This window comes from Acidovorax sp. (assembly GCF_027492855.1).
Taxonomy (GTDB): domain Bacteria; phylum Pseudomonadota; class Gammaproteobacteria; order Burkholderiales; family Burkholderiaceae_C; genus Acidovorax.
Window position 1 is genome coordinate 21,125 of record NZ_JAPUDY010000051.1, and the last position, 17,142, is coordinate 38,266.

Genomic DNA, 17,142 nt, shown 5'->3' on the forward strand with positions numbered 1-17,142 from the left:
CTGTTGATCGGTACGTTACCGCTGCGCGGCATTTGCCACCAGCCCTATTTCGTCGCGGCCAAGCAACGCTTCGATGTCCATCATGATCAGCATGCGATCGCCCAGGCTGGCGATGCCGACGATGAAGGCGGGGTCCACATGGCCCTGGCGCTCGAACTGCGGCGCAGGCTTGATCACGTCGGGCATGAGGGTGACCACATCGGCCACGGCATCGACCACCGCGCCGATCACGGCGGAGCCAATGTCAAGGATGATGACCACCGTGAAATCGGTGTAGTTCGCCTCGGGGCACTGCAGCTTCACGCGCAGGTCCAGGATGGGAACGATGGTGCCGCGCAGATTGATCACGCCCCGGATGAAGTCCGGCGAATTCGCCAGGCGCGTGGGCGGCTCGTACGAGCGGATTTCCTGCACCCGCAGGATGTCGATGCCGTATTCCTCCGCCCCCAGGCGGAACGTCAGGTATTCACCCGCCAAAACCTCGGCAGGGGGAGGCTCAGCACGTTCAGAGGTCGATGAAGCAATCATGGCGCGAGCTTTCAGAGTCAAGGGGTCGTTCAGCAAGGCATGCGGTTCGTTTCATCGAATTTCCAGCGAATTCCGCGTTATGCGTTGAAAGCATATCAGTGATGGGTTGCATTTGATAACATTTTTTCGCGCCACTGATAGCATTTTTTTGCCAGCCTCTCGCGCCCCTCGCGCCGGGCAGGAATTGGAGAGCTAGCTCCATTTCCACCCCCGGCCGTTCGCCAAAAAAATGCTACCTTCTGCGGCAGCCGCAACCCCTTGTGCGCCCCCGATTTGAAACGACCGATTGATGCCCCTCTTCAACAAGAAAGACACCGAACCCGACCACATGCCGCCGCCGGGCCTGCCACTGCTGGCGCTGGAGCTGCGGGCCCCTTGGGAGTTCGGCGCGGTGTTGCCGGCCTGGCCCGTGCTGCAGCGCGCCCCGCTGGGCGACGGGCATGCGGTCATCGTGTTTCCCGGCCTCACGGCGGGCGACGCCACCACCGTGCCGCTGCGCCGCTACCTCGAATCACGCAACTACGAAACCCTGGGCTGGGGCCAGGGCCTGAACCTGGGCCCGCGTGAAGGCGTGCTCGACAACGCCAAGCGCCAACTGCAAGCCGCCTACGACGCCAGCGGCGGCAAGGTGAGCCTGGTGGGCTGGAGCCTGGGCGGCATCTACGCCCGCGAGCTGGCCAAGGAGATGCCCGAGCTGGTGCGCTGCGTGATGACCCTGGGCACACCCTTTGCGGGCCCGCACACCTCCACCAACGCCTGGCGCATCTACCAGTTCGCCAGCGGCCGCAGCGTCGAGCGCGAAGCCGAGAGCTACAACCTGCCCGAGGCCCCACCCGTGCCCACCAGCAGCATCTACTCGCGCAGCGACGGCGTGGTGGCCTGGCGCGGCAGCATCCAGGCGCCCGCCCGCCACAACCCGCACACCGAAAACATCGAGGTGGTTGCCAGCCACTTCGGCATCGGCCTGAACCCCAGCGCCTGGTGGGCCGTGGCCGACCGCCTGAGCCAGCCCCAAGGCCCCGGCGTGGTGTGGCAGCCCTTCCAGCGCCCCCAGTTGCCGGGCATGCACCTGATCTTCCCGGATCCGCACCGCTGAGGCGCCCCCGCCACCACACAACAAAAAGCACGCAGAAGGCCTTGCCCTCTGCGTGCTTTGTTTTTGATAGCTGCTAGCGCTTATCCATCAAGCGCTAGCGGCCATTTTTTCCATCAGCGCCTGGCGCCCTCGCTCAGAAGCTCTCCCATTCGTCGTCGTTGCCGCCTGCGCTCTTGGCGGGTGCGGGTGCCGGGCTTTGCGCTGCCGCCTTGGGTGCGGCCAGGTTTGCCTTGGGTTTGGCGGCTGTCTTGAGGCCGCCGCCCACCTTGGCCGGAGCGCTGCGCGCAGGGGTGTAGGCGGGTGCGGCAATGGGTGCACGGGCCACCGGAGCCGCTGCGGCGCTGGCGTCGAGCTTGAAGACAGCCACGGCGTTGACCAATTCACCCGCCTGGGCATTCAGCGCACTGGCGGCGGCGGCCATTTCTTCCACCAAAGCCGCATTCTGCTGGGTGGCCTGGTCCATTTGTGTGACGGCCTCGCCCACCTGGCTGACGCCTGCGCTTTGTTCGCCGCTGGCTGCGCTGATCTCGCCCATGATGTCGGTCACCCGGCGGATGGCCCCCACCACTTCGCTCATGGTGGCGCCTGCCTTGTCCACCTGGGCCGTGCCTTGTTCTACCCGCTCCACGCTGTCGGTAATCAGGGTCTTGATTTCCTTGGCGGCTTCGGCGCTGCGCTGGGCCAGACTGCGCACTTCGCCTGCCACCACCGCAAAGCCCCTGCCCTGCTCGCCCGCCCGGGCGGCCTCGACGGCAGCGTTGAGCGCCAGGATGTTGGTCTGGAAGGCAATGCCGTCGATCACGCTGATGATGTCGGCAATCTTGTTGCTGCTGGCGTTGATGCCTTTCATGGTTTGCACCACTTCGGCCACCACGTCGCCGCCTTGCTGGGCCACGGTGGAGGCGCTGACAGCCAATTGGTTGGCGGCCCTGGCGTTGTCGGCGTTTTGTTTGACGGTGGAGCTGAGTTCTTCCATTGAAGCAGCGGTTTCCTGCAGCGCGCTGGCCTGCTGTTCGGTGCGGGCCGACAGGTCGTTGTTGCCCGAGGCGATCTGCGAGCTGGCCGAGGCCACACCTTCGGCATTGGTGCGCACCGTGGCCACCGTGTTCACCAGGCTGCGCCGCATCTCGCCCAGCGCGGCGAGCAGTTGGCCCATTTCGTCCTTGCCGCCAGGGGGCACTTCGGAGCTGAGATCCCCCCCAGCGATGGCACGCGTCGCCAGCACCGCCTGGTGCGCAGGCCGGGTGACGGAACGGGTGATGCTGATGCCCAGAAGCGCCGCCAGCACCACACACAGGGTCAGTGCGCCCAACACCCAGTAGCGGGCCTGGGCGAAAACCTGGTGCGCGTCTTCATTCGCCTTGTCAGAAGCATCGGCGTTGATCTTTTTAAGCGCGCCCAGAACCTCGACCGTGCCCACAAAACGGGTTTCGGATTCACCAGCGTACAGCGCGGTCAGGGCATCGCCAGTGAGATCGCGCGTTTCGGAGGTGCTGAAATCCACACCCTTGGCGATGTCCATCATCTTTTCCTGGCTCGCGATGTAAGCGTCCTTGCGCTGCTTGTACAGCTGAAAGGCCGCCCTCTCTTCGGGCAGTGCGATGAGGGGTTCATACAGCGCTTCCAAGCGGCTCAGCTCCTTGCGGTGCGAAGCAATCTGCTCTGAAAACGCTTTGACCTCCGCCACGTTGTGCGAAGCGATCAGGCCGGCGTCAGCCCTGCGCAAGCGGTTGACTTGCACCCGCACATCTCCCATCTGCGACACGCTGGGCAGAAAATTGGTTGCGATCTCTTGGGTGTTGGCATCGATGCGTGACATCTGAAACAAGGCAATGACGCCGAGCATCACCGTCAGAAGCACCACCACCAAAAAGCCTCCACCCAGCTTGAAACCGATGCGCAAGTCAGAAAATTTCATGAAGACTCCTCTTAGGACAACCGTGTGATGGGCGAACTTTTTGCAACAAATTACCCATATGGTTACCAAATCTAACGAAATTTGTACTTCGTGCTTCCCCTGAATTGCGGGAGCTTTTCACGGTAATTGCAGAAAACAACGACAAAAAAAAGCACGCCACCCTGTTCGGGTGGCGTGCTTCAATTTTGATAGCTTCTTGCGCTTGCTATTCAAGCGTCGCAAGCGCTAAAAGGCAGCTTTGATCGACTTCAGGCCTGAGATTTCTTGTAGCTCTCGATGCCGTCCAAGACTTCCTTCTTGGCGGCGTCCAGGCCTTCCCAGCCCAGCACCTTGACCCACTTGCCCTTTTCCAGGTCCTTGTAGTGCTCAAAGAAGTGTGCAATGGCGTTGCGGCGCATGGTGTTCACGTCGTCGATGGTCTTCCAGTGGTCGTACATGGGCAAGATTTTGGACGTGGGCACGGCAATCACCTTGCCGTCCACACCGGCCTCGTCTTCCATCATCAGGATGCCCAGGGGGCGGCAGGTCACGACCACGCCGGGGTGCAGTGGGTAAGGGGTGATCACCAGCACGTCCACCGGGTCGCCGTCGCCCGACAGCGTCTGCGGCACGTAGCCGTAGTTGGTGGGGTAGTGCATGGCCGTCGTCATGAAACGGTCCACAAAAATGGCGCCCGACTCCTTGTCCACTTCGTACTTGATCGGGTCGGCGTTCATCGGGATTTCGATGACGACGTTAAAGCTATCGGGAATGTTCTTGCCTGGGGGGACGTTATTAAGGGACATGTCTTTGGATAGTGGTTGGATAACGGTAACCCGCGAGGCACCGCGCGCTGATGCAACGCAACGAAGTGTCGGGATTAACCCTGATTTTAGGCGCACGCCCCTTTCTGCCCGCTTGCAAACTGCGGTTTGGCTGTAAATTGGGCCTGTTGGCCAATCGACTCCTTGCCCTTTGTGGCGCTCGGGAGCACGAGGAAGCAACGCAACGGAAGCACCACCGTCCTGCGTTGTGATGTTTCCTTCCGTGCAACTGAATATTCCAAGGAGTGACGAATGGCTGGAAATACAGCGCTGACTGCCCCTCTGATACTGGCTCTGGTTTGCGGATTGATTGCGGTGGCTTACGGCATCTGGGCGCGGGGATGGATCCTCGCCAAAGACCCAGGCAATGCCCGCATGCAAGAGATTGCCGCCGCCATCCAGGCCGGTGCAGCGGCTTACCTCGCCCGCCAGTACAAGACCATCGCCATCGTCGGCGTGGTGCTGACGGTTCTCATCGGCGTTTTTCTCGACGGCACCACGGCGGTGGGTTTTGTGGTGGGTGCGGTGCTCTCGGGCGCTTGCGGCTTCATCGGCATGAATGTCTCGGTGCGCGCCAACGTGCGCACGGCGCAGGCGGCCACACAGGGCATTGGCCCCGCGCTTGATGTGGCGTTTCGCGGCGGCGCCATCACCGGCATGCTGGTGGTGGGGCTGGGGCTCTTGGGCGTCACGGGCTTTTATTGGTTTTTGGCGGGCAACGGCAACCTCACGCCCACCGCCAACCTGGCCACGCTGCTCAACCCGCTGATCGGTTTTGCCTTTGGCTCCTCGCTGATCTCCATCTTTGCGCGCCTGGGCGGCGGCATCTTCACCAAGGGCGCTGACGTGGGCGCCGACCTGGTGGGCAAGGTCGAGGCGGGCATCCCCGAGGACGACCCGCGCAACCCCGCCGTGATCGCCGACAACGTGGGCGACAACGTGGGCGACTGCGCAGGCATGGCGGCCGACCTGTTCGAGACCTACGCGGTCACGCTGATCGCCACCATGGTGCTGGGGGCCTTGTTGGTGGCCACGGCGCCAGTCAACGCCGTGGTGTATCCGCTGGCGCTGGGCGCGGTGTCCATCGTGGCGTCCATCATCGGCTGCTTCTTCGTGAAGGCCTCGCCCGGCATGAAGAACGTGATGCCCGCGCTGTACAAAGGCCTGGCGATTGCCGGTGTGCTTTCGCTCATCGCCTTCTACTTCGTCACGCTGTGGATCATTCCGGACAACGCCATCGCCGCCAGCGGCAGCCAGTTGCGGCTGTTTGGCGCCTGCGCCACGGGCCTGGTGCTGACGGCGGCGCTGGTGTGGATCACCGAGTTCTACACCGGCACGCAGTATTCGCCCGTGCAGCACATCGCCCAAGCGTCCACCACGGGCCACGGCACCAACATCATCGCGGGCCTGGGGGTGTCGATGCGCTCCACGGCCTGGCCCGTGATTTTTGTGTGCGGGGCCATCATCGCGTCCTACAGCCTGGCGGGCCTGTATGGCATTGCGGTGGCGGCGACGGCCATGCTGAGCATGGCGGGCATCGTGGTGGCACTGGATGCCTACGGCCCCATCACCGACAACGCCGGTGGCATTGCCGAGATGGCCGAGCTGCCCAGCAGCGTGCGCGACATCACCGACCCACTGGACGCCGTGGGCAACACCACCAAGGCCGTGACCAAGGGCTACGCCATCGGCTCGGCCGGGCTGGCTTCGCTGGTGCTGTTTGCCGACTACACGCACAAGCTCGAAACCTATGGCAAATCGATCAGTTTTGACCTGTCCGACCCGCTGGTCATCGTGGGGCTGTTCATCGGTGGCCTGATCCCCTACCTGTTCGGCGCCATGGCCATGGAGGCCGTGGGCCGCGCCGCCGGGGCCGTGGTGGTGGAGGTGCGCCGCCAGTTCAGCACCATCAAGGGCATCATGGACGGCACGGGCAAGCCCGAGTACGGCAAGGCCGTGGACATGCTGACCACCGCCGCCATCAAAGAGATGGTGATCCCCAGCCTGCTGCCCGTGATCGCGCCCATCGTCGTGGGCCTGCTGCTGGGGCCGAAGGCGCTGGGCGGGTTGCTGATGGGCACCATCGTCACCGGGCTCTTCGTGGCCATCAGCATGTGCACGGGCGGCGGTGCCTGGGACAACGCCAAGAAGTACATCGAAGACGGCCACCACGGCGGCAAGGGCAGTGAGGCCCACAAGGCAGCCGTGACGGGCGATACCGTGGGCGACCCCTACAAAGACACGGCAGGCCCCGCCATCAACCCCTTGATCAAGATCATCAACATCGTGGCGCTGCTGATCGTGCCGCTGGTGGTCAAGTTCCACGGCGGGTAAAGCCGCGTTTCTAGAGGAATACCGGGGGGCTTCGGCCCCCTTTGCCGCTTACCATCAGCGGCATCGGTATCCTTGCAGAGAAGATGGACTTGAAACACACCGCCCCGCCTGCCCCAACCCCCTTCGCAAACAACGCCACGCTGTACCAGCGCATCGTGCAGGGCGTGCTGGCGGATGCAAGGCATCTGATGGAGCGGGTCGCCGAGGCCACGCGCATGTCCTTGCAGGCGCGCCAGGACCAGGCCCGCACGCCGGGCGAGCACCACGCCATGCACGAAGCCCGCCAGCAGCTCACGCGGCTCGCGTCCGTGATGGGCGAACGCTACACCGATGCGCTGCGCAAGGCCTTCGACAAGGAAACCGCCCCACGGGAAGAAAAAGCCACGCGCTCCCTGTTCACCGTCCATTTCGACGAACTGGAGCTGATGGACGAAACCCAGATCAGCGACAGCGTGGAGCGCGCGCGCGCCCGGCAGGTGCTGATCTCTGCCGTGGAGGGGCCGCTGGCCGACCTCGACGCCCTGGTGTGCGCGGCCCAGGGGCTGCAGCAGGTGCGCCCCGAGCACAACCCCCTGCGCCCCGACGTCTTCCTGCAGGCACTGCAAGCCGTGATGTCGCAGATGCAGGTCACAGAACAAGTGCGGCACGACTGGATCGGCCACATGGCCCAGGCGCTGGGCAACGAATTGCGCACGCTCTACCTGGCGTTGATCGACCAGTACAAACAAAGCGGCGTGCAACCCGTGGGCTATGCCATGCGCCAGGCCGACGGCCAGTATGTGTACATCCCGCCGACCGAAGGCGGTGCCTCGCCTGGCTTTGCGATCGACTCGGACCGGTTCACGTCGTCGCAGGCCGCCGACCCGCTGCTCACGCTCGACAGCCTGCGCCGCCTGCTGCTGGGCGAGCTGGGCGACAGCGCTGCGCACATCAAGGTGCCCGCACCCGGCGAGAGCTTCTCCGAACGCTTCGCGCGCGAGTTCGAGAACCCGGACCAGCTCCCCCAGATCACGGCCCCTGAGCCCCTGGATTTCGCCGCCACCGTGCCCGCCGCCTTCGAAGCGCTGCAGGAGATGGACCAGGTCGGCCAGATGATGGAGCGCCTGGGCAACCAGCGCGCCCAGGCGGGCGAAGGCGGCGACCCTGCAGCCGCGCCGCGCCAGCACACCGGGGGGCTGGCGCAGGCCCTGAGCACCGAGGTGGTGGCGCTGATGGTGGAGAACATCGCGCGCGACAACCGGCTGCTGTGGCCCGTGCAGCAATTCATCCGCGCCCTGGAGCCCGCCCTGATGCAACTGGCGCTGGTCGACACCCGGTTCTTCAGCACCAAGGAGCACCCGGCGCGCCGCCTGCTGCAGGACATCACCGAACGCAGCCAGGCCTTTGACAACACCGAGGCGCCCGATTTCCAGGACTTCATGCGCTCGCTGATGGACGTCGCAGGCCCGCTGGCCTCCGACCCCATCGAGGGGCCGGACGATTTCGAGCAGGTGTTGGAGCAATTGCACGCCCAATGGGCAAGCCAAGAGCAGGCGCGCAAGCAGGAACGCCAGCGCGCCATCAACGCGCTGCAGCACGCCGAGCAGCGCCACCTGCTGGCCGCCAAGATCTCGCGCGACATCTGGTTGCTGCCGGACATCGGCAAGATGCCCGACGCCATCTCCCGCTTCCTGCTTGGCCCGTGGGCCCAGGTGATGGCCGAGGCACGCCTGACGGACACCACCAACAGCACCGACCCCAGCCGCTACCAGGAGCTGGTGGACGCCCTGATCTGGAGCGCCCAGCCCGAGCTGACCCGCAAGAACACCGGCCAATTGGCACGCCTGCTGCCCAAACTGCTACCCAAGTTGCGCGATGGCCTCGCGTCCATCGACTACCCGGCCGAGCGGACCGAAGCCGTTTTTGAGCTGCTGATGCAACTGCACCAACAGGCCTTCAAGTCCGGCCCAAGGCCCGCGGCAGCACCCGCCTCGCCATCCGCTGCAGCCGCCCGGCCCGCCGGTGCGCCGCCGGTGGCGCAGCAATCCGCCGCCGCCCTTTTGGACGACGACGAGCCCTGGGTCGCCCCTGCCGAGGCGAGGGAATCAGGCTTCATGGAATCCTCGCAGTCCCCCGAATCCGAAAGCCCGGAACCCCTGCTGATGCCCGCCGCGGGCGATGCCCCTGCACGCCCCCCGCTGGCCATCGGCAACTGGGTCAACCTGCTGGTGGCGGGTCGCTGGGAGCGCACCCAGTTGTCCTGGATCGGCTCGAACGGCAACCTCTTCCTCTTCACCAGCGCCTCCGGTCGCACCCAGTCGATGACCCTGCGGCTGGTCGACCGGCTCATCCAGCAAGGCGCGATACACGTGCTCACCCAGCAGCCCGTGGTGGACGGCGCCCTGGACGCCGTGGCCCAGGCCGCCATGCGCAACAGCATGGACAGCAAGATGTGATTGCTATTAAATTAATAGCTGCTAGCGCTTGATATACAAGCGCTAGCAGCCTTTTTTGTCAAAACTCCGCTGAGATCGCCGCCCGCAGCAACGCGCTGGCGGGCTCCACCAGCTCCTGCAGTTGCCCCGCCCGCTCCTGCTCGATGGACTGCAGCACCATCTCATTGATGCCGCCCACCACCGCCATGGCCATGGTGGGTTGCAGTGGCGTCTTGCGCAGGCGTGCGCCGGGGCGGTTGTTCACCACGTCCAGCATCAGGTCGGCCAGTTGCTGGTTGGCGCGCCGCCGCGCGGCCAGGCCCGGCGCGCCCAGGCCCAGGATGTCGATGAACAGCGTGCGCAGCAGCACTGGGTTGCGCGCCAGCACGCCGAAGTAAGCAGCCATGGCCTGCGCCACCTGGGCCTCCCATTCGCTGTGCGGATTGATGGCGGCGCGCAGCACGGCAATGGCGTTGCCGCTGGCCGCCTCGTACAGTGCGATGAGGCATTCGGCCTTGTCGGCGAAGTTCTCATAAAAGGTGCGGCGCGACACGCTGGCCTCGCGCACGATGTCGGCGATCGTGGTGTCGGCATAGCCCTTGGCCGCCACGGCGCGGGCCATGCCTTCGAGCAAGCGGGCGCGGTGTTCCGCGCCTATGGCGGGGGCTGCGTCAGAGGTGGTGGCTTCACTCATAGGGCCTGGGTTTGCAACAGAAAATTCGACAAGGTACTTGACAGTACCACAGTTGATCTGCATCATACAAACCCATCGGTACTACAACGTACCAAATCCGATGTACCACCGATCACCGATGCGGCACTGCCCCGCGCCAGGAGATTTTTCACATGACCGAACTCGTCGTCCGCCGTTTGCTGATTGACCTGGAAACGCCTTTTGACCGCCACTGGTGCGGCGGCGATGCGTTTCGCACGGCGCTTTTCAATGCGCTGTCGATGAGCTTCCCCGTGGGCGAGCAGTTCTTCATCGACGCGGTGCGTGACGGCCACAAGGCCCTGCCGCCCGAGCAGCAGGCCCGCTTTGCCGACGAGGTGCGCGGCTTCATCGGGCAAGAGGCCACGCACCGCCGCATCCACACGCTGTTCAACGGCCACCTCGAAAAGCAGGGCCTCGTCAACGAATGGGCGCCGCGTGCACAGGCCCGCATGGCACTTTTTTCCGGTGCCGACCCGCGCCATCCGCTGGCCGTGACGGCCGCCAACGAACACTTCACCGCCCTGCTGGCCGAATGGCTGCTGAGCCACCCCCGTGCCGTGCAGGGCGCCGAACCCCGCCTGGCCACGATGTGGCAGTGGCACTGCGCCGAAGAGGCCGAGCACAAAAGCACGGCCTTCGACCTGTACCAGGCGCTGGGCGGCAACCACGAATGGCGCATCACCTGGTTTCGCCGCATCACGCTGGTGTTTCTGGGCGACACGCTGCGCCAGACGCTGCTGAACCTGCGCCACGACGGCACGCTGTGGAAGTGGAGCACCTGGGCCAGCGCCGCCCGCACACTTTTCGGCAAAGGCGGCCTGGTGCGCGAGAGCTACAAGCCCTGGCGCGCGTACCTCAAGCGCGACTTCCACCCCAACCAACACGGCAGCGACGTCTCCGAACGCTGGCTGGCCGAACACAGCGATGCCTTCACCCCCGTGGGCGCCCGCTGACAACGACAACCACCTGAAACCATGACTCCCCACACGACGCCCCGGCGCAAAAGCCGGGCAGGCGAAGCTTTGCTGCGCCTTGCCACCACCGCCCCGCTGGCGCTGGCCGCTCTGGCCGCGCAGGCCGAACCCCTGGCGTTTGGCGCCGCGCTGCAACAGCTCGGCCAGCGCTCCGACCAACTCGCCGCCTCGCGCCACGCAGTGGAAAGCGCTCAACTGCGCCGCGACGCCATGCAGCGCCTGGGCGGCCCAGTGGTCAACCTCACGGGCGCGGCCTATGCCTACAACGCCAACCTGGACGTGGACCTGAACCCGCTCAACCGCGCCCTGCCCGGCGTGCTCTCGCAACTGCCGCCGCAACTGGCCGCCCCCCTCGCGCAGATGCCGCACCTGCCGTCCTCCTACACACTCAACCGCAGCAAGAGCGACACCACGGCCTCTGTGTCGGCCTTCTGGCCCCTCTACATGGGCGGCGCCAGCGAGGCCGCGCGCGGCCTGCTCGATGCCAAAACCCAGGAGGCCGAGGCCGATGCCGCCAAGGTGGGCGACGAAGCCACCACGCTCCTGGTGCTGCGCTACTTCGGCGCCCAGCTCGCCGAGCGCGCCGCCGTGCTGCGCGAGGCAGCCCTGGCCACCATCGAGCAGCACGATGCCGCCGCGCAGAAGATGCTGGACGCTGGCGTGATCGCCCGTGTGGAGCGCCTGCAGGCCCGCTCCGCACTCGAAGAAGCGCGCCGCAATGCCCGCAAAGCACGCGACGATGCCGAGCTGGCCGCCACCGCGCTCACCCGCACGCTCAAGGCCGCCGATCGCGTCACGCCCACCAGCCCGCTGTTCGTGTTGGGCCAGCCGCTGGAGGCCCTGCCCCGGTTCATCGACACCGCGCTGGCACGCCATCCGGGCCTGTCCAAGGTGGCTGCCAAGAAGGAGCAGGCCACACAGCTGCATGCCGCCCAAGAGGCGCTGCGCAAACCCCAGGTCTTCGTCTTCGGCCAGCGCCAGCTCAAGACCGGCAGGGAGGCCGATTGGGTGGCCGGTGTGGGTGTGCGCTGGACGCTGTGGGATTCCATCGACCGCGACGCGCTGGCCGAATCCTCCAACCGCCAGATTGAACAGGCCGAGCGCACCGGCGCACAGGCGCAGAACGACATCGCCCTGCTGGTGGAAAAACGCTGGCTGGGCGTGGAGCAGGCGCGCCGCCAGTTTCTGGCCCTGGCGCCCGGCCTGGAGCTGGCCGACGAGGTGCTGCGCCTGCGCACCTCGGGCCTCAAGGCGGGCACCAGCACCACGCTTGACCTGATCGACGCGCAGGTGAACCAGGCCAAGGCCCAGACCGAACGCGCCCAGGCCGCGCACGACTACGTGAAAGCGCTGGCCGAGCTGCTGGAGAGCTGCGGCCTGTCGGAAGACTTTGGCAAATACATGGCGCGCGCCGACGCCCTGAAAGTGGAGTGAAGAAAATATGAGCAAGAAAACAGCCGTTGCCGGGGCAATCGCCTTCGTCGCCGTGGCGGGCTTTGTGGGCTTTGGCCTGTGGAAGGCCTCACAGCCTGCGCCAGAGGTGTTCCAGGGCCAGATCGAAGCACAAGAAGCCGACATCGCCCCCAAGGTCACCGCGCGCATCGCGCAGATTTTGGTGAAGGAAGGCGACCAAATCGCCGTGGGCGCGCCGCTGATCCGCATGGACAGCCCCGAGGTGAAGGCCAAGCTGGCCCAGGCCACCGCCGCGCAAGAAGCCGCCCAGGCCGTGGCCGACAAGGCCCAGCACGGCGCCCGCCCGCAAGAGCTGGAGATGGCCCGCCTGAACTGGCAGCGCGCCGTGGCCGCTGCCGACCTGGCCGAGTCGTCGTTCAAACGCGTGGACGGCCTGGCCCGCGAAGGCCTGGTGGCTGCACAAAAGCGCGATGAGGCCGAGGCCAACCACAAGGCATCACGCGACCAGGCGCTGGCCGCCAAGGCGCAGTACGACCTGGCCCGCTCTGGCGCACGCACCGAAGACCGCGCCGCTGCCAGCGCCCAGGCCCGCCAGGTGGCTGGCGTGGTGGCCGAGGTCGAGGCCGCCCAGGCCGAAACCGAACTCAAGAGCCCCGTGGCGGGCGAAGTGGCCAAGGTGCTGGCCCGCACGGGCGAGCTCTCGCCCCAGGGCGTGGCCGTGGTCACGGTGGTGGATTTGAAGGACCAATGGGCGGTGCTGAACGTGCGCGAAGACCACTTGCAGCGTTTTGCCATCGGCAACGAGTTCAACGCCACGCTGCCCGCGCTGGGCAACAAGGTGGTGACGTTCAAGGTCTATCACACCGGCGCCCTGCCCGACTTCGCCACCTGGCGCGCCACCCGCGCGGGCCAGGGCTTTGACGCCCGCACGTTTGAGGTGCGCGCCCGGCCCGCCGCGCCCATCGAGGGCGCGCGCCCCGGCATGACCGTGCTGGTGCAGTGAGCTATCAGCAAATAGTGCCTAACGATGTTCACCCCTCAGAAACCGCCCCTTCCGTTCGGGCTGAGCCTGTCGGAGCCAGGGCTTGCCGCGTGCGCGCAAGGCTTCGACAGGCTCAGCCCGAACGGAAGGGGGAGAAGCGTCTGCAGCATGTGCATGGTCAGCAAAAAGTGCCTCTAGCGCTTATCTAACAAGCGCTACCAGCTATGAATTCAATAGTAAGCAGCTTCCGCCGCGAAGCCCGCCGCCTGTGGGCCGACCCCTGGGACCTGGCCATGGTTACCTGGGTGCCGCTGCTGGCCGTGGCGCTCTTGTGGTGGATCTTCTCAGCCGGGTTGCCCCGCCACCTGCCGGTGGGCGTGGTCGATGAAGACCATTCCAGCCTGTCGCGCCAACTGGTACGCATGCTCGACGCCACACCGGGCGTGCAGGTCACGCAGCACTACGCCAACGCGGGCGAGGCCGAGCGCGGGCTGCGCGCCATCAGTGTCTATGCCGTCGTCACCATCCCGCGCGACTTTGCGCGCACGGTGAAGGAGGGCCGCGCCGCCCAGGTCACCCTGCTGCACAACGCGCAGATGGGCACCCACTCGGGCCTGCTGCAGCGCGACGTGCGCGGCGCCGTGGGCACGCTGTCGGCAGGCATCGAGATGGCCGCACGCAACAAACGCGGCGAAAGTGCCAAAGCCGTGCACGTGAGCATGGAGCCCATCCACACGCAGATGGTGGCGCTGTTCAACGTGTCGAGCAACTACGAGCAGTTTCTGGGCGCGGCGCTCATCCCCGCGCTGCTGCACATCCTGGCCATGACGGCGGGCGCCTGGACAGTGGGCCGCGAGCTGCGCGACCGCAGCCTGGGTGAGTGGCTGAGCACGGGCGGCCTGCCGCAGGTCGCTGGGGCATTGATCGGCAAGCTCGCGCTGCCCTGGTTGTCGCTCACCTTGGTCGGCCTGCTGGCGCTGGTGGGCATCACCTGGGGCCGGGGCTGGCACCCGCCGGGCAATTTGTGGTGGGTGGCGGGCGCACTGGCGCTGCTGATGGCCGTGTCGGCCATGGCAGGCGCAGCCCTGGCTGCCATCACACGCTCGCTGCGCACCGCGCTGTCGGGCGCAGGCTTTTTTGCGGCACCAGCCTTTGCGTTCAGCGGCGTGGCGTTTCCGCTGGCTGGCATGCCGGGCAGCGCCCGCGCCTGGGCCGAGGCCATGCCGTTCACCCACTACATCCGCCTGCAGATCGAGCAGTTGCAGATGGGCGCACCGCTGTCTGCCAGCGTGTCGACCATGGCGGGGCTGCTCATTGCCACCGCCGTGCTCTGGCTTGTGGCCGCCGTTGGCCTGCGCCTGGCAGCACGCCGTCCTGATACCTGGGGAGGCCGCTGAATGAACGACTCCATGACTTCCGCTCCCCGCAGCCTGCTGCACGCCTGGCTCACTGCCCTGGCCGTGGTGGCGCGCGACAAGGGCGTGCTGCTGTTGCTCATCGGCGCGCCCCTGCTCTACGGTTTCTTCTACCCCTGGTTCTATGCCGACGAGGTGCTCACCCGCGTGCCGGTGGCCGTGGTGGACATGGACCACACCAGCCTGTCGCGCCAGATCACGCGCTTTGCCGACGCCGACCCGCGCATCGCGGTCACACTGGTCACCGGCAGCGAGCGCGAGGCGCAGGAGGCCCTGTGGCGCGGCGAGATCGAGGGTTATGCGGTGATCCCCGCCCACCTCAAGCGCAGCGTGGTGCGCGGCGAAAACGCCGTGGTCAGCATCGAGGCCAACGGTGCCTATGCGCTGCTCAACAAGGCCGTGCAGTACGGCTTTGCCGAAGCCGTGGGTACCGTGTCGGCCGGGATCGAAATCAGAAAACTGCAGGCCAGCGGCCAAAGCGCCCAGCAGGCCCGCGCCAGCCGCGCCCCGGTGCAGTTGCAGATGGTGGCGCTGTTCAACCCCACCGAGGGCTACGGCAGTTTTGTGGTGCCCGCCGTGGCGCTCTTGATCCTGCAGCAAACCCTGCTCATGGGCGCCGCCCTGCTCACCGGCACCTGGGTAGAGGCTGGGCAACACCGCGCCAGCGCCACCACCTGGCTGGGGCGCTTGCTGGCGCTGTGCACCCTGGGCTGGGCCAGCGGCTTGTTCTACTTTGGCTGGATTTTTGTGCTGCACGACTACCCACGCGGCGGCAACCCGCTGGGTGCACTGGCCCTCTTGGCCTGCTACGTGCCCGCCATTGCGGCGCTCGGCTCGCTCTTGGGCTTGTGGATCGGCAACCGCGAGCGCGCGCTGCAAGTGCTGCTGTTCACCACCCTGCCCATCGCCTTCGTGGCCGGTTTCTCGTGGCCCGTGGAGGCACTGCCCGAGCCGCTGCAATGGCTGCGCTGGCTGCTGCCCAGCACCTCGGGCGTGCAGGCGTCGCTGCGGCTCAACCAGCTGGGGGCACCGTTGACGGCGGCGTTGCCGTATCTGTGTGCGCTGGTGGCGCTGTGCGCGGTGTGCACGGCTGCGTTGCTTTACAAGGCGCGGCCCCGGCAGGCGTAGCGGCCTATGCCGCCGCTTGCTTCGTGCGCAGCCGCACCGGGCCGCTGCGCGCTTCGATGGCGGCTTGCACCTCGCGGCGCAGACCCAGCGCAAAGGCCCATTCGGCCACCACAAACAGCGGGCCGACGATCAGGCCCACCAGATCGTCCACAAAGGCGGGCTTGCGGCCCTCGTAGTAGTGGCCCACGAACTGGATCACCCAACCCACCGCGAACAGGCCGATGCCCGCGCCCAGCCACACGGCCATGGTCTGCACGGCCAGCCATTGCGCCCCGGCCAGCATGGCAGCCAGCAGCGCAGCCATGGCCAGGCCAAAACGCGTGTCCAGCCGAAAGTAGAAGATGCAACTGGCCAGCGCGCAGAACAGCGCGGGAGTCACCGGCAAATCACCCACCATCCATGCAGGGCGCGAGAGCAGCACGACCACCGCAAACATGATCATCGGCACGCCCACAAAATGGGTGTGGATGTTGCGCGGGTCGCGGTGGTAGTCGGCGTACTGGGCCAGGTGGTCGATCAGGGTTTTCATGGGTGCCTCTGCATGCTGTTTTGAGCAGCATCAATGTTGGCGCCGCTCCCGTGGCAGCGTCTGTCGTACAGACGACAAAAGCCCCCTCCTCTCCCGGCCTTCTCACCCTTTCGCTGCATGACCACCCCCGCCGCCTACCTGCCCGCTCTCCAGTCCGGCCGCTGGTTTGCCCACCTGCCGCCCGACTTTGCCCAGCCGCTGATCGACATGGCGCACCTGCGCCAGCTGCAGGCGGGCGAAGTGCTTTTTTTGCGGGGCGATGCGCCCTGCGGGCTGTATGCGGTGGTGCGTGGGGCCATCAGCATCTCGGGCACGGGCGGACGGGCCAGCGAGGCGCGCTCGGCGCTGCTCACGCGGCTGGAGCCGCCGCACTGGTTTGGCGAGATCTCGGTGTTCGACGGCTCGGCCCGCACGCACGATGCCCATGCCGCCGAAGCCAGCACGCTGCTGCAGGTGCCACACGAGCGGCTGCTGGCCTGGCTGCAGGCGCACCCAGAGCACTGGCACGCGCTGGCGCTGCTGCTCACCGACAAGCTGCGCACCGCCTTCGTGGCGATAGAGGAACTGGCCTTGCTGCCTGCCCCGCAGCGCCTGGCCCGCCGCCTGGTGATGATGGCCGAGGGCTACGGCCAGTGGACGGCCGAGGGCCAGTCGCGCCGCGTGATCGCCATCTCGCAGGAGCAGCTGTCACTGATGCTGGCCATCTCGCGCCAGACCACGAACCAGATCCTCAAGGACCTGGAGGCGCGCGGCTTGGTGCGCGTGCAGCGCGGCGAGGTGGAGATCCTGGACCTGGCGGCTCTGCGCGCCGCCTGCGATTGATTTGCTATGAAAACAATAGCTTATAGCGCTTGATGGTAAAGCGGTAGATGCTGTTTTTATTCAAATAATAA

At 66.1% G+C, this 17,142-nt stretch carries 14 protein-coding genes; 9 read left to right on the forward strand and 5 right to left on the reverse strand.

Annotation, left to right across the window (positions count from 1 at the left end):
- Window positions 1–15 precede the first annotated feature (15 nt).
- Window positions 16–528 carry a chemotaxis protein CheW gene (locus tag Q0105_RS09745; RefSeq protein WP_298211205.1) on the reverse strand — a complete coding sequence of 171 codons (513 nt, stop codon included), beginning with the start codon at window positions 526–528 and terminating at the stop codon, window positions 16–18.
- Between the two features lie 289 nt (window positions 529–817).
- Here Q0105_RS09745 and Q0105_RS09750 point away from each other — a divergent pair, with 289 nt between their 5' ends.
- A complete protein-coding gene (locus Q0105_RS09750; RefSeq protein ID WP_298211207.1) occupies window positions 818–1,624 on the forward strand; it encodes an alpha/beta hydrolase in 807 nt (268 codons plus the stop codon).
- Between the two features lie 133 nt (window positions 1,625–1,757).
- On the opposite strand, the gene Q0105_RS09755 is transcribed toward Q0105_RS09750, so the two are convergent.
- Together Q0105_RS09755 and ppa are read right to left on the reverse strand one after the other, a co-directional pair.
- Window positions 1,758–3,542: a methyl-accepting chemotaxis protein gene (locus tag Q0105_RS09755; protein ID WP_298211209.1), complete on the reverse strand. Its 1,785-nt coding sequence runs from the start codon at window positions 3,540–3,542 to the stop codon at window positions 1,758–1,760.
- A gap of 248 nt (window positions 3,543–3,790) precedes the next feature.
- Window positions 3,791–4,327 (reverse strand): inorganic diphosphatase, encoded by a 537-nt coding sequence (ppa, locus tag Q0105_RS09760; RefSeq protein ID WP_298211211.1) that lies wholly within the window; start codon window positions 4,325–4,327, stop codon window positions 3,791–3,793.
- Window positions 4,328–4,597: 270 nt separating this feature from the next.
- On the opposite strand from ppa, the gene Q0105_RS09765 reads away from it, so the two are divergent.
- Window positions 4,598–6,679: a sodium-translocating pyrophosphatase gene (locus tag Q0105_RS09765; RefSeq protein WP_298211213.1), complete on the forward strand. Its 2,082-nt coding sequence runs from the start codon at window positions 4,598–4,600 to the stop codon at window positions 6,677–6,679.
- 83 nt (window positions 6,680–6,762) lie between these two features.
- Window positions 6,763–9,114: a DUF1631 family protein gene (locus Q0105_RS09770; RefSeq protein ID WP_298211215.1), complete on the forward strand. Its 2,352-nt coding sequence runs from the start codon at window positions 6,763–6,765 to the stop codon at window positions 9,112–9,114.
- 58 nt (window positions 9,115–9,172) lie between these two features.
- On the opposite strand, the gene Q0105_RS09775 is transcribed toward Q0105_RS09770, so the two are convergent.
- Entirely contained in the window at window positions 9,173–9,787 is a 615-nt protein-coding gene (locus Q0105_RS09775) for a TetR/AcrR family transcriptional regulator (protein ID WP_298211217.1), read from the reverse strand.
- A 152-nt stretch (window positions 9,788–9,939) separates the two neighbouring features.
- Here Q0105_RS09775 and Q0105_RS09780 point away from each other — a divergent pair, with 152 nt between their 5' ends.
- The 5 genes from Q0105_RS09780 (at window position 9,940) to Q0105_RS09800 (ending at window position 15,720) form a co-directional block, all read left to right on the forward strand.
- On the forward strand, window positions 9,940–10,761 hold the full coding sequence (locus Q0105_RS09780) for a metal-dependent hydrolase (RefSeq protein WP_298211219.1): 822 nt from the start codon (window positions 9,940–9,942) through the stop codon (window positions 10,759–10,761).
- A gap of 21 nt (window positions 10,762–10,782) precedes the next feature.
- Window positions 10,783–12,216, forward strand: coding sequence for a TolC family protein (locus tag Q0105_RS09785; RefSeq protein WP_298211221.1), 1,434 nt, complete (start codon window positions 10,783–10,785; stop codon window positions 12,214–12,216).
- A 7-nt stretch (window positions 12,217–12,223) separates the two neighbouring features.
- Complete coding sequence (locus Q0105_RS09790; RefSeq protein WP_298211223.1) at window positions 12,224–13,198, forward strand: efflux RND transporter periplasmic adaptor subunit; 975 nt, start codon at window positions 12,224–12,226, stop codon at window positions 13,196–13,198.
- 203 nt (window positions 13,199–13,401) lie between these two features.
- Window positions 13,402–14,574 (forward strand): ABC transporter permease, encoded by a 1,173-nt coding sequence (locus Q0105_RS09795; protein ID WP_298211225.1) that lies wholly within the window; start codon window positions 13,402–13,404, stop codon window positions 14,572–14,574.
- A 12-nt stretch (window positions 14,575–14,586) separates the two neighbouring features.
- Entirely contained in the window at window positions 14,587–15,720 is a 1,134-nt protein-coding gene (locus Q0105_RS09800; protein WP_298211227.1) for an ABC transporter permease, read from the forward strand.
- A gap of 4 nt (window positions 15,721–15,724) precedes the next feature.
- On the opposite strand, the gene Q0105_RS09805 is transcribed toward Q0105_RS09800, so the two are convergent.
- On the reverse strand, window positions 15,725–16,249 hold the full coding sequence (locus Q0105_RS09805; RefSeq protein ID WP_298211229.1) for an Mpo1-like protein: 525 nt from the start codon (window positions 16,247–16,249) through the stop codon (window positions 15,725–15,727).
- Window positions 16,250–16,366: 117 nt separating this feature from the next.
- Here Q0105_RS09805 and Q0105_RS09810 point away from each other — a divergent pair, with 117 nt between their 5' ends.
- Entirely contained in the window at window positions 16,367–17,071 is a 705-nt protein-coding gene (locus Q0105_RS09810; RefSeq protein ID WP_298211230.1) for a Crp/Fnr family transcriptional regulator, read from the forward strand.
- Window positions 17,072–17,142 lie beyond the last annotated feature (71 nt).

Bases quoted from the DNA above. Each gene is read 5' to 3' on its own strand.
- Q0105_RS09745 (WP_298211205.1), bottom strand. From the start codon at position 528: ATGATTGCTTCATCGACCTCTGAACGTGCTGAGCCTCCCCCTGCCGAG.
- Q0105_RS09750 (WP_298211207.1), top strand. From the start codon at position 818: ATGCCCCTCTTCAACAAGAAAGACACCGAACCCGACCACATGCCGCCG.
- Q0105_RS09755 (WP_298211209.1), bottom strand. From the start codon at position 3,542: ATGAAATTTTCTGACTTGCGCATCGGTTTCAAGCTGGGTGGAGGCTTT.
- ppa (WP_298211211.1), bottom strand. From the start codon at position 4,327: ATGTCCCTTAATAACGTCCCCCCAGGCAAGAACATTCCCGATAGCTTT.
- Q0105_RS09765 (WP_298211213.1), top strand. From the start codon at position 4,598: ATGGCTGGAAATACAGCGCTGACTGCCCCTCTGATACTGGCTCTGGTT.
- Q0105_RS09770 (WP_298211215.1), top strand. From the start codon at position 6,763: ATGGACTTGAAACACACCGCCCCGCCTGCCCCAACCCCCTTCGCAAAC.
- Q0105_RS09775 (WP_298211217.1), bottom strand. From the start codon at position 9,787: ATGAGTGAAGCCACCACCTCTGACGCAGCCCCCGCCATAGGCGCGGAA.
- Q0105_RS09780 (WP_298211219.1), top strand. From the start codon at position 9,940: ATGACCGAACTCGTCGTCCGCCGTTTGCTGATTGACCTGGAAACGCCT.
- Q0105_RS09785 (WP_298211221.1), top strand. From the start codon at position 10,783: ATGACTCCCCACACGACGCCCCGGCGCAAAAGCCGGGCAGGCGAAGCT.
- Q0105_RS09790 (WP_298211223.1), top strand. From the start codon at position 12,224: ATGAGCAAGAAAACAGCCGTTGCCGGGGCAATCGCCTTCGTCGCCGTG.
- Q0105_RS09795 (WP_298211225.1), top strand. From the start codon at position 13,402: ATGAATTCAATAGTAAGCAGCTTCCGCCGCGAAGCCCGCCGCCTGTGG.
- Q0105_RS09800 (WP_298211227.1), top strand. From the start codon at position 14,587: ATGACTTCCGCTCCCCGCAGCCTGCTGCACGCCTGGCTCACTGCCCTG.
- Q0105_RS09805 (WP_298211229.1), bottom strand. From the start codon at position 16,249: ATGAAAACCCTGATCGACCACCTGGCCCAGTACGCCGACTACCACCGC.
- Q0105_RS09810 (WP_298211230.1), top strand. From the start codon at position 16,367: ATGACCACCCCCGCCGCCTACCTGCCCGCTCTCCAGTCCGGCCGCTGG.